This is a genomic window from Natronobacterium gregoryi SP2, assembly GCF_000230715.2.
GTDB lineage: Archaea > Halobacteriota > Halobacteria > Halobacteriales > Natrialbaceae > Natronobacterium > Natronobacterium gregoryi.
The window spans coordinates 3,305,400-3,319,476 of the sequence record NC_019792.1 but is presented as its reverse complement, the minus strand read 5'-3'; the positions used below and the strand labels follow the sequence as shown (position 1 = coordinate 3,319,476).

Annotated in this window: 13 protein-coding genes and 1 pseudogene; 8 read left to right on the top strand and 6 right to left on the bottom strand. The window is 64.7% G+C overall.

The window, feature by feature from the left end:
- Positions 1–33: 33 nt before the first annotated feature.
- From NATGR_RS16295 to NATGR_RS16285, 3 genes are all read left to right on the top strand, one after another.
- Positions 34–1,095, top strand: coding sequence for a Leu/Phe/Val dehydrogenase (locus NATGR_RS16295; protein WP_005576887.1), 1,062 nt, complete (start codon positions 34–36; stop codon positions 1,093–1,095).
- 52 nt (positions 1,096–1,147) lie between these two features.
- Positions 1,148–2,143, top strand: a complete 996-nt coding sequence (locus NATGR_RS16290; RefSeq protein ID WP_005576889.1) for a PLP-dependent cysteine synthase family protein — start codon at positions 1,148–1,150, stop codon at positions 2,141–2,143.
- Between the two features lie 146 nt (positions 2,144–2,289).
- Complete coding sequence (locus NATGR_RS16285; RefSeq protein ID WP_015233822.1) at positions 2,290–2,946, top strand: hypothetical protein; 657 nt, start codon at positions 2,290–2,292, stop codon at positions 2,944–2,946.
- A gap of 19 nt (positions 2,947–2,965) precedes the next feature.
- On the opposite strand, the gene NATGR_RS16280 is transcribed toward NATGR_RS16285, so the two are convergent.
- From NATGR_RS16280 to NATGR_RS19665, 5 genes are all read right to left on the bottom strand, one after another.
- Positions 2,966–3,487: a DUF5804 family protein gene (locus NATGR_RS16280; RefSeq protein WP_005576892.1), complete on the bottom strand. Its 522-nt coding sequence runs from the start codon at positions 3,485–3,487 to the stop codon at positions 2,966–2,968.
- 552 nt (positions 3,488–4,039) lie between these two features.
- Positions 4,040–4,390 (bottom strand): winged helix-turn-helix domain-containing protein, encoded by a 351-nt coding sequence (locus tag NATGR_RS16270; RefSeq protein WP_005576895.1) that lies wholly within the window; start codon positions 4,388–4,390, stop codon positions 4,040–4,042.
- 211 nt (positions 4,391–4,601) lie between these two features.
- On the bottom strand, positions 4,602–5,519 hold the full coding sequence (gene otsB / locus NATGR_RS16265; protein WP_005576896.1) for a trehalose-phosphatase: 918 nt from the start codon (positions 5,517–5,519) through the stop codon (positions 4,602–4,604).
- A 1-nt stretch (position 5,520) separates the two neighbouring features.
- The gene (locus NATGR_RS16260; protein ID WP_015233820.1) at positions 5,521–7,122 is read right to left on the bottom strand and encodes an alpha,alpha-trehalose-phosphate synthase (UDP-forming); all 1,602 of its coding nucleotides are present in this window, start codon (positions 7,120–7,122) and stop codon (positions 5,521–5,523) included.
- Positions 7,123–7,369: 247 nt separating this feature from the next.
- Positions 7,370–7,543, bottom strand: a complete 174-nt coding sequence (locus NATGR_RS19665; protein ID WP_015233819.1) for a hypothetical protein — start codon at positions 7,541–7,543, stop codon at positions 7,370–7,372.
- 207 nt (positions 7,544–7,750) lie between these two features.
- Here NATGR_RS19665 and NATGR_RS16255 point away from each other — a divergent pair, with 207 nt between their 5' ends.
- The 3 genes from NATGR_RS16255 to NATGR_RS16245 are packed head-to-tail and all read left to right on the top strand — an operon-like array spanning position 7,751 to position 9,791.
- Positions 7,751–8,536, top strand: a complete 786-nt coding sequence (locus tag NATGR_RS16255) for an SCO family protein (RefSeq protein WP_015233818.1) — start codon at positions 7,751–7,753, stop codon at positions 8,534–8,536.
- Positions 8,533–9,117 carry a TlpA family protein disulfide reductase gene (locus tag NATGR_RS16250; protein ID WP_005576910.1) on the top strand — a complete coding sequence of 195 codons (585 nt, stop codon included), beginning with the start codon at positions 8,533–8,535 and terminating at the stop codon, positions 9,115–9,117. Before NATGR_RS16255 ends, NATGR_RS16250 begins: the two co-directional genes overlap by 4 nt.
- The gene (locus NATGR_RS16245; RefSeq protein WP_005576912.1) at positions 9,117–9,791 is read left to right on the top strand and encodes a cytochrome c biogenesis protein CcdA; all 675 of its coding nucleotides are present in this window, start codon (positions 9,117–9,119) and stop codon (positions 9,789–9,791) included. Before NATGR_RS16250 ends, NATGR_RS16245 begins: the two co-directional genes overlap by 1 nt.
- Before the next feature lie 164 nt (positions 9,792–9,955).
- On the opposite strand, the pseudogene NATGR_RS20695 reads toward NATGR_RS16245, so the two are convergent.
- Positions 9,956–10,042 (bottom strand): annotated as a pseudogene (locus NATGR_RS20695) (transposase); the annotation flags it as partial.
- 226 nt (positions 10,043–10,268) lie between these two features.
- On the opposite strand from NATGR_RS20695, the gene NATGR_RS16240 reads away from it, so the two are divergent.
- Both NATGR_RS16240 and NATGR_RS16235 read left to right on the top strand, forming a co-directional pair.
- Entirely contained in the window at positions 10,269–10,691 is a 423-nt protein-coding gene (locus tag NATGR_RS16240) for a universal stress protein (RefSeq protein WP_005576921.1), read from the top strand.
- A gap of 142 nt (positions 10,692–10,833) precedes the next feature.
- Positions 10,834–13,956: a bacterio-opsin activator domain-containing protein gene (locus NATGR_RS16235; protein ID WP_005576923.1), complete on the top strand. Its 3,123-nt coding sequence runs from the start codon at positions 10,834–10,836 to the stop codon at positions 13,954–13,956.
- The last annotated feature ends 121 nt before the right edge of the window (positions 13,957–14,077 follow it).

The following is a 14,077-nucleotide window of genomic DNA, read 5'->3' as shown; positions in this document are numbered from 1 at the left end:
TAGAATTTTTGCGGTAAACGAAAATGATATACTATGGTACTCGACTCGATGGTCGACGGCAGTCACGAACAGGTGACGTACGTCTCCGATCCCGAGACGGGGCTCCGTGCGATCGTCGCGATCCACGATACGACGCTGGGCCCGAGTCTCGGTGGAACACGATTCCTCGACTACGACACCGAAGCCGACGCACTCGACGACGTGCTTGGGCTCTCGAGAGCGATGACGTACAAGGCTGCCGCGGCCGACCTGCCACTGGGTGGCGGGAAAGCGGTTATCCTGGGCGACCCAGACGAGCACAAGACCGACGCCCTGCTCGGGGCGTATGGACGGGCGATCGAGAACCTGGGCGGGCGGTACGTCACGTCCGTCGACGTCAACACCGGCGTCACGGATATGGACGTGGTTGCACGGGAGACCGACCACGTTGTCGGAACGAGCAACGGTCTCGGCGACCCGTCGCCGATCACGGCCCACGGCGTCTATCACGGGATCTGTGCGAGCGCCGAACACATCCTGGGGACGGATACGCCAGGCGATCTCGAGGTCGTCGTCCAGGGGCTCGGCAAGGTCGGACGGGCACTCGCGGAGGAACTGGTCTCTGCCGGCGCGGAGGTCACGGTCTCGGACGTCGACGAGGACCACGTCGCTTCGTTCGTCGACGAGCATGGTGTCGACTCTGTCGCGCCCGAGGCAGTCTACGAACAGTCCTGTGACGTTTTCGCCCCCTGTGCCGTCGGTGGTGTCGTCAACGACGACACGATCCCTCAACTCGAGTGTGACATCGTCGCGGGTTCGGCGAACAACGTCCTTGCCGAGCGCCGCCACGCGGAGGCGCTTCGCGAGCGAGGACTTTTCTACGCACCGGACTACGTCATCAACGCCGGTGGGCTGATGACGGTTGCCGAGGAGTACCAGGGTGGCAGCCGCAAAGCGGCCTACGAGGACGCTGCCGCGATCGGTAATCGACTCGGTGAGATGATCGAAATCGCCGAGCGACAGGACACGACGGTCCTCGATGCAGCCGAGGAGTACGCGATCCGGCGAATCGAGCGTGCCGGATCTGGCGACGAGCCGGCAGTTGCGGCGGAGTGACCGGGACCGACCACCGGCACGGGTTTAGGTCTCGCCCCCCTACGGCGTAGCAATGAAGGGGAGCATCCTGGACACGATCGGGTCGCCGCTGGTTCACGTCGACTCGCCGGAGGGTGTGACGGTCGCGTCGAAGATCGAATCGTTCAACCCCGGCGGGTCGGCCAAAGATCGCCCGGCACTCGAGATGGTCCGGACCGCGGAACGCGAGGGAGTGATCGAACCTGGCGACTGGCTCGTCGAACCGACGAGCGGGAACACGGGGATCGGGCTCGCACTCGTCTGTGCCACACGGGACTACGATCTGACGATCGTCATGCCTGCAGACAAGTCCGAGGAGCGCCAGCAGGTGATGGCAGCCTACGGCGCAGCGCTCGAACTCGTCGACGGCGGCATGGAGGCCGCCCGCAAGCGCGCTGAGGAGCTCGTCGAAGCGGGTGCGACCCAGCTCGGCCAGTTCGAGAATCCGGCGAACCCGAAGGCCCACTACCGGACGACGGGCAACGAGATCGTCGAACAGGTCGGTGAGCGCGAGATTGACGCCTTCGTCGCCGGTGTCGGCACCGGCGGCACCATCTCGGGGATCGGCCGGCGACTCCGCGAGGAGTTTCCTGACGTGGAGATCGTCGCAGTCGAGCCGGAACGAAACGCCGTTCTCTCGACCGGTAACCCTGGCGACGACGACTTCCAGGGGATGGGACCCGGCTTCGTCAGCGAGAACCTCGAGCGGGAACTCATCGATCGTATCGAGACGGTGCGACTCGAGGACGCCGAAGACGAGTGTCGCCGTCTCGCCCGCGAAGAAGGAATTCTCGTCGGGCAATCCAGCGGTGCGACGAGCCTGATCGCCCGACAGGTCGCCGAGGAGATCGCCGAACCCAACGTCGAGTGTCCGGAGCCGTCCGGTGCGTTCGACGCGACGCGGTCCGCGTCGCCAGAGGTGGACGGTGGACGGCCGGCAACAGACTGTCCGCTCGTGGTTACCGTCTTCTGGGACAGCGGTGAGCGGTACCTCTCGACGGGACTGTTCGACCGAGACGAGTCCCTGTAAGCCATCGCCGGCACAACCGCGCTCGTCGGGGGGAGGGGGTGCGCCAGCCTGGCAGACAGTCGCCACCGAACTGTCAGGCCACGCGAAAAAGGCTCGTTTCAGCTAGGACAACGATCTTTAGGTTCTCCCGAGTAGTCTCGAGTACGATGTCACGACGAAACTCCGGCCCGGCACGTTCCAGGCGAGCAGTGCTCGCAGGGAGTGCCAGCCTTCTCGCGCTCTCTGCCGGCTGTCTCGACGACGGGTTCGACGACGCGTCGGGTCCCGGAACCGGCGACGAGAACAGTGACGACGAGGAGACGGCCGACGACGATGGAAGCGCCGACAGCGACGCCTCGAGCACGGACGACCTCGTCGAAGAGACGCACACGTACCAACAGCCAGATGTCCCGGAGAGTCCGAACGCGACGGTGCTCCGCGACGAGGGCGACGCCGACGCCTGGCTCGAGGAGCGATGGGACGTCGGGGAACCGGACGACGACCTCGTCGCGTTCGTCGAGGAGACCGCCTTCGAGGACGCGTTGCTCGTCGCACTCGAGGCCGAAGGATCGAACCTCTGCTACGAGATGGGGCTCGAGGACGCCGAACTCGACGACGAGACGCTGACGCTCGAGGCCGAGGTGAGCGACGAATCCGACGCCGACGAGGTGTGTGCAGAGCAAGTGACGGCGGCGGGTCTGCTTGCCAGAGTCCCGTTTGCGTCCGGCGTCGCTCCCTCGACTGAGTTCGTGGCCGAGATCGTCGACGCCGACGGAACCACCCACGAGAGACGGGCCGACGCCGACGGCGAGTCGGACGAGTAGTTGAAACGCGACCGACGAGTCAGGGCGAGTACTCCGCTTCGGTGAGCCGAACGACTAGCGTCTCTTCGACGTCTCTGAGGTCGTAAGCCGGCAGATCGCCGTCCGTCCGACGAACGTACAGGGGTTCGACGAGTTGCTGGGTCGTCTCTGCGTCGGCGTCCGTGCTCTCTTTGTCCCGGCTCGAAGGTGAGACCGGGTGGCGGTCGACGGTCTCGAGCCCGTACACCTTGCAGAACTCGTCGGTTGCCGCCGGCTCGAGGTCGCCGTTGCGGAGGGCTGTCGCCAGCGACCGTGAGAGCCACTCCTCGTCGCTGATGCTCGGTTCCTGAACGAACGCTTCGTCGACGAACCGTGTCAGATACCACTGGAGGTCGTTCAGCAGGGAAACGGCGGCTCCGATGCTGACGGTCCGAACGGCAAGCGAGTTGTCGAACGGCCGCTGGAGGGCGTACGTCGCGAGTGCCTCACGAGAGGTTTCCCGGGAGAGAAGTTCGTACTTGAGGTCGACATCGTCGTTCCCGACGAGACAGACGCGAGTCACTATCTTGTGGTCGGAGCGTCGCTGTAATGTGGGTTTCGTCTCGAACTCCCTCGCGCTGTAGCGTCAGCATTCAAGTAAGAGAGAGTCTCACGAAACTATAAAAGTCGCCTATGTGAACCCGACCGGCGATGGGGGCGGCAAGTCGTTCTTCACCCATCGAACCAATGTGTGACCGCGAGTGCGACGGCGATTCGTCTGGGGGGTTCGAGACACGTCGAGACACACCGGTCGACGCCGTTCTGGCCGGGTCAGACGGCTGTTACTACACGGAGTGGCAGGTAAAGCGCCGATTTCGGACCGGGGACTGGCGGCGCTGTCTTCGCCAGTGGAGTCCGGACCGCCGGCTGGTCGAAACCGCTACCGGTACGTTGCTTCTGCTAGAGCCGATCGACCCCGAGCGACTCCCCGGCTGGGTCGAAATTCGCGTACTCGGCGACGCTACCCGCGTCGTCGATACCAGACGGTCGCACCTCTCCGTCCGATGGTAACTCCATGGTAACCGTCTCTCGACGGCGATACGGAACGACTCGATCGAAAGAGACCCAAAGACGATTACTCGTCGTCGGAGTTCTCGTCGTCACCGCGGGCGAAACTAGCCCGTTCCGACGCCTCGTCGCCGTCGGCAGCGTTTGGACCCTCGATGAGTGCTTCGAAGTCGTCGGCTTCGTCGTACTGATCGCGGTACACCAGTGCTGCTTTTCCCTTCGACGTGATCTCGTAGAGACCAGATCGCTCGGCAGGGCCGATCTTGTCGACGAGACCGTAATCCTCGAGCACCGGTAGTCTGGTGTTTATGTTCTTTCGACTCTTTCCCGTATGGGCCGCAAGGTTCGTTGCGACGTTTCGTCCTTTGTCCTCGAGCGATTCGAGGATCAAGAAGTCAGTTGGTTGACGCAGCTTCACTCTCGTTCACTCTCGTACGAGTCTATATTTCCACTGGTGACTAATAGTTTCGGCCTCGGTCCGATCTGTCGGACGACGATCACCAGAGGAAATAATAAGTAGTTCCGTATATTCCGTTTCGATGGGTGTGGGCGAGGGGCGCGTCCGAGCGCCCCCGGCTCTGACGCCACCCCCCTCGACCCACATCCCAGTGACGATCCCCCCAATCCCGTCACTCCCACCATCCGTTTTCGCCCGCGCGGTCGATCGACGGTGATCGGTTCGGAGCCCCACTCGCTCCAGCCATCCCCGTTCGGACTAGCTCGACGCCGACCGACTCGAGCCACGTCAAGAACGCCGTGACCTCCCCAGGAGAGCGAACGCGACAGGAACTTGCCGACGGTTCTGGACCGCCAACACGAATCCCGAATCCGTCGGGTTCGACGGCGCGAAACGCGGACTCGTCGGTCACGTCGTCGCCGACGTAGATCGACAGCGTCTCCGACGGTAGCTCCGCGGCGATCAGCTCGACCGCGTTGCCTTTTCCCCAGGGAATCGACGGTTCGATCTCGAGGATGCACTTCCCGGTCGATATCTCGAGATCGTCACTGGCGATCCAGTCGACGACGCGTCGGGTGTGGGCGGCGACGACGGCGTGGGCGGCCTCCGGGACGGACCGGAAGTGGACCGTTCCGGTCAGCCGCTTGTTCTCGATGCGGTAGTTCGGGATCGGTGCGAGGACCGTCTCGAGTGTTGTACAGACCGTCTCGATTCGTCTGGCGCGTTTGCGACCGATCGGGTGGACGGCGATCGAGCCGTCGCGGGCGAGTTCGAGCCCGTGGTTGCCAGCGTAAATCGCGGGACCGTCGATCCGCCCGCGGACGTCTCGGAGCGCTCTCCCACTGACGATCGCGGTCGTAACCGCTGGCGCGTCCGCGAGCGCTGTGACGGCCGCTTGCATCTCGTCGGTTGGCACCGCCTCGTCGGGCGTCTCGACGATCGGTGCGAGCGTTCCGTCGAAATCCAGACAGATCAACAGACGTTCGGCATCTGCGAGCGCGTTCCGGAGCCGCGGGAGTCGCTCGTCGAGCGGCGGTGGAATCGACCCGCCCTCGGTCTTCTCGGCCGTCGAAGAGCTACCTCCTGTCATTTCAGACCGGCCGCGTCCGTTCGGAGGAGTCGGGGTCGACGTCCGGTCCCCGCGACCGGGGGTCCTGGTGGACGCGACGAATCCAGTCGAACTGGGTTTGCATCCATCGGTCGAGGTCGGCGTCGAAGACGCGCTCGCGGAGCACGTCGAGTCGTCGCCGCCGCTCGTAGGCTGGCATCGCAAGCGCGTGTGCGATCCGGTCGGCGAAGTCGTCTACGTCGGTCGGATCGATCGAGACCGCGTGGGACCCGAGCAGTTCGTGAGCGCCGACCCGGTCGCTCAACAGCAAGACATCGCCAGCGTCGTCGACGCTCGCGGCGACGAACTCCTGGGCGACGAGGTTCATTCCGTCGACCAGCGGGCTCACGATCATCACGTCCGCGTTCCGGTAGAGACTACAGAGTTCGGCTTCCTCGAGGTACTCGTCGGTGTAGACGACGGGTTGCCAGCCGCCGCTCTCGAATCGGCTGTTGATCCGCTCGACTTCACTGCGAACCAGTTCTCCGTGGCGCTCGTAGGCAGGGATCTCCGTCCGGGACGGCGTCGCTTTCTGGACGAACGTGAACTCGCCACGCCAGTCGGGATGCCGTTCGAAGAACCGCTCGAGTGCGGCAAGCCGCTCCGGAATCCCTTTCGTGTAGTCGAGGCGATCGACGCCGAGGCCAATCACCGTCTCGTCGAGATCGGGGAGGCCGTGCTCCGAGCAGAGGGCGTCGAACATCTCTTCGTCGGCTGATTCGGCGTCTCTCGCGTGCGTCTCCGCGTCGATTCCCATCGGGGTCGCCACGACGCGCGTCCGCTCGCCGCCGTCCCGCACCGTTCGTCGATTCTTGTCGACGGTCGCTGCCGGCAGAAACCGGTTGACACAGTCGAGAAACCGGTCGGCGTACTGGTCGACGTGGAACCCAAGCAGGTCGTTTCCGAGCAGTCCCTCGAGGATTCGTCCGCCGGCGGGACAGTGCTGGAACGTCGAGGGCGCTGGCCAGGGGACGTGCCAGAACTGCGCGACGGTTGCGTCGGCGGGGATCGACTCGCGGATCATCCGCGGCGCGAGCGCGAAGTGATAGTCTTGCAGCCAGACGACGGCGTCGTCGGTCGCGTGGTCGCCGACTGCGTTCGCGAACCGCTCGTTGACCGTCCGATACCACTCGAAGTCGTTCGTTCGATCGTCGATCAGGGTTGGGAACCCGTGACAGAGCGGCCAGAGGACGCGGTTGCTGAATCCGTAGTAGTAGGAGTCGACGGCCTCGTCACAGAGATCGATCCGTCGAAGCGTGTACGCTCCTTCCGCCGGTGGAACCGTCACACAGCCGTTCTCGTTCGCGACGTCGAAGTCCGCGTCGCCGTCGCCCCAAGCGACCCACGTGCCACTCGCCTGCTGGACGACGGGATCGAGTCCAGCAGTCAGTCCACCGGTCGGTTCGTCGACGGTGATCGAGCGATCCGTCTCGGAGCCGTCCTCGTACTCGTGACGGTATGGCTGCCGGTTCGACACGACGATCAGCGAACCGGGACAGACCGCGTCACCTCGCCTCCGCTCGTCGTCTTCGTTCACTCGTACTGACTGCCGCCCTGTCGACGACCGCTCGTCGGTAACTGGCATTCGCTGGAATCTCACAGCACCGCCACGGGTTGATTCGTCGCCTGCACTGGCAGGCGGGCCAATACTCCACCCCTCTCTTTCAGGGTGGCTTGACAACTCGAGTTACTGGCAGGTACACAGCGAGAAACGGCGATGTCGAAGTTGTCGTCGACACGATGCCGAACAGCCAGCGGCTCGTCGAGACGATCCGGGTCGATTACCGGAGACAGCGGTCGGCGATCGCTCGTGATCGAGCTTGATGGGGCTGTCAGTAGTAGTAGAGTTCGAACTCGTGACCGCAGTTTCGGCAGTTCGTCTCCGTTCCCTGGAGTCGATCCGGTTCGTCACCCCCGATTCCTCGACCCGGTGGAATGGTCGCGTCGACGGTCGTATCGCAGTTCGGACAGCCGATCTGCATCGGTGGCCGGTTCGGTCGAGACATGACCTCGAGAGAGGCGACACTGGCGGTTAGTTATAGCAGCCGTACCGGGTCAGTTTCTACCGGTTGCCGTTCGCTCGGCCGTGTAAGGCGTGCTTTCTCGAGAGACTGCCGACTGGCGACGAGTACAAGACGGGTAACGACGTCGTACACTCACCGTTCGGGAGCTATACCAACGAGCCTTTGATCGCGCCGTCCTATGAGGGGAATATGGAACGACGGACGTATCTTCGGTCGCTCGGGGCGGCGAGTACGGTGGGTGTCGCCGGACTCGCGGGCTGTCTCGAGGAGTCTCTCGGGGCCGTCGGTCTCGGGGACGGTGGCGAGACCGTACTCGGCCCGCCGGACGAAGAGCGCGGCGAGCCGTCCCACCCGATTCACGGGGACGAGTTCCCTCCGTTCTCGCTGCCGGACCCGATCACCGACGAACCGGTCTCGCGGCGAGATTTCGTCGGTGAGCGAACGTTTCTGATGACGTATCTATTCACGGAGTGTCCGGACGGTGCGTGTCCTGCACTGTTGCAGATCTTCCGGCAGATCCAGGAAGACGCCGCCCAACGGGGGTACAGCGACGAACTAGCGTTGCTGCCGATGACGTTCGATCCCGAACGCGATACGGCCGAACGACTCGCGGAGTACGGCGACCGGCAGGGTGTCGACTACGAGGCCGACAACTGGCACTTTCTGCGACCCGAAAGCTACGAGGAGGGCAAAGCACTGCTTCACGACGAGTTCGGGATGCGAATCGAGCGGGTCGAAGGTGACGACCTCGAAGAACACGGGGATCACGAGGACCACGACCACGGCCACGACGACTACAGTTTCACCCACATAAACCTGGTACTGCTCGTCAACGAGGCCGGGATCGTCGAACGAGCCTATCCCCGCGCGCTCGTCGCGGAAGCCGGTGGGGGCGTTCGGACGATTCTCGCTGACACCCAGGCGGTCGTCACGGCACAGAACGATCACCTCGACGTAGACGACGAGCGACAATGAGACGAAGAGACGTACTGGCCGGGCTCGGAAGTCTGGGGATACTCGGCGGAGCCGGCGCGGTCGCCGTCTACGGACTGCCGTCGACAAACGACATCTCGAACGACGAAGGAGACGACGGTAGCGAGGACGGCGAGCGCTACGAACAGGTCAAACTCGAGACCGTCGACGCACCGGGAAGCGAAGCCGGGCAGGTGGTGGTTCCGGCACCGAATCGCCCGACGTTCATCGACTTTTTCGGGACGTGGTGTCCGCCCTGCAAAGAACAGATGCCCGAACTCGCCGAGGCACACGAACGGATCGGCGACGAGGTCCTGTTCGTCTCGATCACGAGCGAGTCGGTTGGCGAAGACGGCCCGCTCACCGAAGCAGAACTGGTCGAGTGGTGGGGCGAGAACGGCGGAAACTGGACGCTCGGTCTCGATCCGACCGCGGAGTTGAGCTACCGGGTCGGCCGCTATCCGATGGCCGTCGCACTCGACGACTCGAGCGTCGTCAGATGGTCCGACACCGGTTCCAAGACTGCCGACGAATTCGTCGCTGGAATCGAGAACGCACTCGAGCACAGCGAAACCGAGAGCTAATGTTCGACGCAACTATCTTCTCGACGCTGGGATTCGCACTGATCGCGGGGATCGGGACCTTCTTCTCTCCGTGTGCGTATCCGCTCTTGCCGGGCTATGTCGGCTTCTATGTGAGCCAGACCGACCAGCAGGAGGCGTCGATCGGTGGGGCCGTCAGCCGTGGACTGATCGCCGGCGCAGGTGTTCTCGTGACGCTTGCCGTCGTCCTCGGTGTGGCCTACCAGGTGGGCCACGCCACGCTGTCGAACGTCGTCTACTTCGAGCCGATCGTCGGCGTGGTCTTGCTCGTCTTCGGGGCGTTGATTCTCGTCGACCGAGCACCGTCGCTGTCGGTCGCGTTGCCTCAGCGTCGCTCGAGCGTGCTCGGGTTCGGGGTCTTCGGTGCGGGCTATGCGCTGGCTGCGGCTGGCTGTGCTTTGCCGCTGTTGCTCCCGGTCGTTACGAGTGCGATGCAGTTCCCGCCAACGAGTGCGGCATTGGTTCTCGGGACGTACGTCGGCAGCATCGTCGTCCTGATGGTCGCGTTGACCGTCGCAACCGGCATGGGACTGGTCGCGAGTGCCGGTCGGCTCGCAGGCTACAGCGAGCGGATCAGACAGTTTGCTGGCGTCGTGATGATCGTCGCCGGGGTCGGCCAGCTCTACCTGGCGATCTTCGTTCTGGACGTGATGTAAACTACCCCACCCTACTCCTTCGGCGCATACGCGCCTCAGTCCTTGAGGGTGGGGCTTTGATGTGGACTCCTGGCAATCAGTCACCAGCAATAGGCTGGTAACTCTCGCCGTTCAACAGCCCACTTGCTCGGAACTCGTAGTCCTCCGAGAGAACGTACTGCTCGTAGGAACTGTCGCGCGGATTCGTGGAGGTCGTCGCGTCGCTCATCGGGAACGACGAGTTTGACCGGCGCAGTTCGACGCACCTCCATATTTCAGATTACTACTTGACGGTTGTTATACTCTCGGGAGCCGGGTAGCTACCGTCGTGCGGTTGCGTCGCCCTTAGTCGGTTTCCTCTCCGACCTACTCGCTCGCTACACTCGCTCCTCGAGGTCGGAGGCTCCACCTCGAATTATGCTGAACGGCGGCCGGTGAAGTACGCCCGGCAACGGCAGGTCCGGAGCGTATTTCGTCGACGGTCGAAACGGAGACGAGATGTACCAGGATCTGCTTCTCGCGACCGACGGGAGTGACGGGGCTCGTCGAGCGACCAGGCACGCGGTCGCACTCGCAAACGGACTCGAGGCAACCCTGCACGTGATGTCGGTTTCCGAAGAGGGGCCACACAGTACCGAGCGGCGAGACGAGATGCGGACCGACCACGAGGGTGAGGCGGCAGATGCCGTCGAAGAAGCCAAAGCGACTGCGGCGGAGGCGGATCTCGAGGTGACGACGACGATCCGTCGCGGCGTCCCACAGGAGGAAATCGTCGCTGTCGCTGAAGCGGAGCGAATGGACGCGATCGTCGTCGGAACGGCCGGCCAGTCCGGCCTCGACAAACTGCTGCTTGGCAGCGTCGCGGAGGAAGTCGTCCGGAACTCACCGGTTCCCGTCGTCACGGTACGTGAACGCAGGTAGTCTCGTACGTCGATCGTACCCGTGCTAGGCGAGTGATACTTACCAGGCTCGGCCGGCTACCCCCGGCTACAGTGGCAGGATGTCCGAGTGTCCGGCTCGATGTGTGCTGGCAGGAACGCGGTAACTGCGGAGGCGGTCCGCGATGAGCGACGGGATCGCCACGACCGTCGGCGACGCTCGGCGCGTGCTCGTCGTCGGCGACTCCCCGCGAATGGAGTCGACGGCCGACGCGCTCGCGTCCGGTCTCGATCCCGTCTCCGTACTCCGGACCCGTACCGTCGCGGAGGCCGACCGTCGACTGGCCGGCGAGGAGATTCACTGTGTGCTCTGTGAGTTCCGACCCGACGAGCGATCGCCGCTCGAAGTACTCGTCGAAAGCGGTACCGACATCCCGGTTATCGCCGTTACCGACGACGAAACGGCGGCTCGAGCGCTCGAAGTCGGTGCTACCGACGTTCTCACAACCGGGACGAGCGCGGCCGTTCTTGCGGCGCGCGTCGGGAACGCAGTTGACTGCTACCGACTCGCCGACCGGACGGACGACCGACACCGTGCACTCGTCGAGAGCGTCGACGTCCCGGTCTGGCTCCTCGAGTCCGACGGGACGGTCGCGTACGCGAACCCGGCCGTCGAGTCGCGACTGGGGTACACGTCCGGCGAACTCGAGAAGATGCCCCTCGAACGGCTCGTCCACCCGGACGACCGGTCGACCCTTCGCGAGGTACTGGCCACGGTCGGGGCGCGGTCGTTCGGTGCGACCGAGGAGACGACGATCCGGATCGGTGACGCCGACGGCAGATGGCGGGTCGTCGAGTTGCGCTGTGTCAATCGACTCGCAGAGCCGTCGCTCGAGGGAGTCGTCGTGACGGCGTTCGCTCCAGCGGCGGCGACGGACCAGCAGGGAGGGCTCGATCGACTCGAGTGGCCGCTGTTTGCAGTGGGGACAGATTGGGAACTCCAGTGGTCGAACAGGGCGGCCGACCGGTTGTTCGTGGACGCGTCCGAACCGGGGGCCGTCGTCTGGGGGCTGCTTCCGGAACCGGTCCGCGAGACGTTTCGCGAACACCTGCGAGAAGCCAGGGCTTCGGGTGCTGCCGTCCGGTTCGAGACGTCCGAGGTCGACACGGACGGACCCGCCGTTCCGCTCGTGGTGACCGCCCATCCCGACGGGGACGGCATCACGGTGATCGGACGGGAACGCGACGCGGACCGTCGCGCACCCGGGCAGGCACGACGTGACCTGCTCGAGGCGACTGTCGACGCACTCGAGGACGGGGTCGCCGTCGTCGACGAGGGGACGATCGACTTCGTCGACGCCTCGCTCACGCGGATGGCCGGCACGAACGCACTCGTCGGCAGCGATGTCGACGACTTGTTCGACGACGACCTCGCGGCGACGATCCGCGAGCGAGCGAGGTCGTCGGTCGTCCGGTGGCTGGAGCCCGTCCAGGGGACGCTGAGCGGTGCCGACGAGGCAATCGATGTCGATGTCTACGTGAGTCCGTTGCGAAACGACGAGCGGACGCTCTGTCTCGTCAGGGATCGACGGCGTTCGGCCGCCGGTGCGTTGTCGACAGTTCGACGAACAGCCGCCACGCTCCGGAGTGCCGATGCGGCCTCGACCGTCCGTCGGGCCGTCACCGACGCGGTTCAGGAGAGAACCGACGCCGATCTCGCTGTCTGGTACCTCTTCGACGACGACCTGCTGTGTCCGGCGGCGGTCGCGACTCCCGAGGATCACCCGGGCCTCGAGCCGCCGCCGGTCGAGCGCGACGACCGACGGCTACCACTCGAGGACGGGATTGGCGTCGCCGACGGGTCTGCGATCGAGCCGTTTCTCACGCGGGCGGGGATCACCGCCGAACGGGTTCTCACCGTTTCGGTCGGCGAGGAGGGGTTCGTGTTGGCGACGAGTACGGACCCGATGGCGTTCCAGTCGCTCGAGCGCGACCGCGACCGCGAGGCGCTGGCAGCGATCGGCGACGCAACGTCGGTGAGTCTCGATCGGTTCGCGGGCCGGAAACGCGTCCGGCACTGTCGACGGGAGCGAGCGCGACTCGAGAACGAGCTAGCGACGGCCGAAACCGCGCGTGTAATCGAACGACGGCTGCTCGAGGCAGAGAGCCGAGAGGGCGTCGAACGGGAACTGTGCGAGGGGATCGTCTCTCTGGGAGACGACATCGAGCTCGCCTGGATCGGCCGGACCGATCCGGGACGCGGGACGGTCGTCCCGAAGACGTGGGCCGGCCAGGACAGCGACGTCGTCGAGGGGCTGTCGATCACCGTCGATCCGGACGTCGAGGAGCCGACCGGGAGAACGGCAGCACGCCGGACATCGACACGGGTCGACGACCTGAAGCGAGCAGTAGCCGACGACATGATAGCTGGCCAACAACTCCTCGAAACGGGCGTTCGATCGGTTCTGAGCGTCCCTCTCGAACGCGACGGAGGCCGGTTCCAGTACGGCGTCCTCACTGCGTACGCGGACCGGCCGTCTGCCTTCGACGAGGGCCGCCAGGACATCTGTGAGCATCTCGCGACGGTCGCCACCCACGTGATCGACGCGCTCGAGCGCAAGCGGGCGCTGCTTTCGGACAGCGTCGTCGAACTCGAGGTCGTCCTCCGGGACGAGTCCGAACCGCTCGCGGCGTTCGCTCGTGAGCTAGGCACGCAGATCGAGGTCAGGGCGGCCGTCCCGCGGTCGTCTGATGGATCGACGCTGTACTGTACACTCGCCGGTGGGACGGACGATCCGCGTCCGCTTGTCGACTCGGTCACGGGACTCGAGTCGATCCAAGCGACCGGCGATGTCGATGGCTCACCAGTCGAACTCGAGTTCTCGGAAGCGACTGTCGCGGAGACGGTCGCGGCCCACGGCGGCGTCGTCCGGTCGGTGAGGCCGGTCGACGACAGGGTGCGGCTCGTGATCGACCTCTCGAGTATCGTCGACGTGCGTCCGTTCCTCGAGGCACTCGAACGTGCCCACGCCGAGATCGACCTCGTCGCACGTCGGGAACGCGACCGGACGCCGCGGTTTGCACAGCCGTTCGACGCCGAACTCCGCAAGCGACTCTCGGAGCGACAGCTCCGGACGCTCGAGAGCGCCTACTACGGCGGTTTCTTCGAGTGGCCTCGAGAGAGCACTGGCGAGGAGGTCGCGGACTCGCTTGGCGTCTCCCAGCCGACGTTCAGCCGTCATCTCCGACTGGCTCAAGGGAAACTGTTCGAACTGTTGTTCGAGGACCGAGCCGTCGGCCTCGACTGAGCTCGCGTTTGGCTAGTCGACTGTTACTCGCCGGTTCTCTCGGCGAGTTGTCGAGTTCGCCCCAGTAACACGCTTTTATTGAGGCAGTGAAGCAGTTCGACGGTAGACTAATGAATAGGTA

Coding starts and splice junctions, on each gene's coding strand:
- NATGR_RS16295 (WP_005576887.1), top strand. CDS start 34: ATGGTACTCGACTCGATGGTCGACGGCAGTCACGAACAGGTGACGTAC.
- otsB (WP_005576896.1), bottom strand. CDS start 5,519: ATGACAGGAGGTAGCTCTTCGACGGCCGAGAAGACCGAGGGCGGGTCG.
- NATGR_RS16260 (WP_015233820.1), bottom strand. CDS start 7,122: ATGCCAGTTACCGACGAGCGGTCGTCGACAGGGCGGCAGTCAGTACGA.
- NATGR_RS16245 (WP_005576912.1), top strand. CDS start 9,117: ATGTTCGACGCAACTATCTTCTCGACGCTGGGATTCGCACTGATCGCG.
- NATGR_RS16250 (WP_005576910.1), top strand. CDS start 8,533: ATGAGACGAAGAGACGTACTGGCCGGGCTCGGAAGTCTGGGGATACTC.
- NATGR_RS19665 (WP_015233819.1), bottom strand. CDS start 7,543: ATGTCTCGACCGAACCGGCCACCGATGCAGATCGGCTGTCCGAACTGC.
- NATGR_RS16235 (WP_005576923.1), top strand. CDS start 10,834: ATGAGCGACGGGATCGCCACGACCGTCGGCGACGCTCGGCGCGTGCTC.
- NATGR_RS16255 (WP_015233818.1), top strand. CDS start 7,751: ATGGAACGACGGACGTATCTTCGGTCGCTCGGGGCGGCGAGTACGGTG.
- NATGR_RS16290 (WP_005576889.1), top strand. CDS start 1,148: ATGAAGGGGAGCATCCTGGACACGATCGGGTCGCCGCTGGTTCACGTC.
- NATGR_RS16240 (WP_005576921.1), top strand. CDS start 10,269: ATGTACCAGGATCTGCTTCTCGCGACCGACGGGAGTGACGGGGCTCGT.
- NATGR_RS16285 (WP_015233822.1), top strand. CDS start 2,290: ATGTCACGACGAAACTCCGGCCCGGCACGTTCCAGGCGAGCAGTGCTC.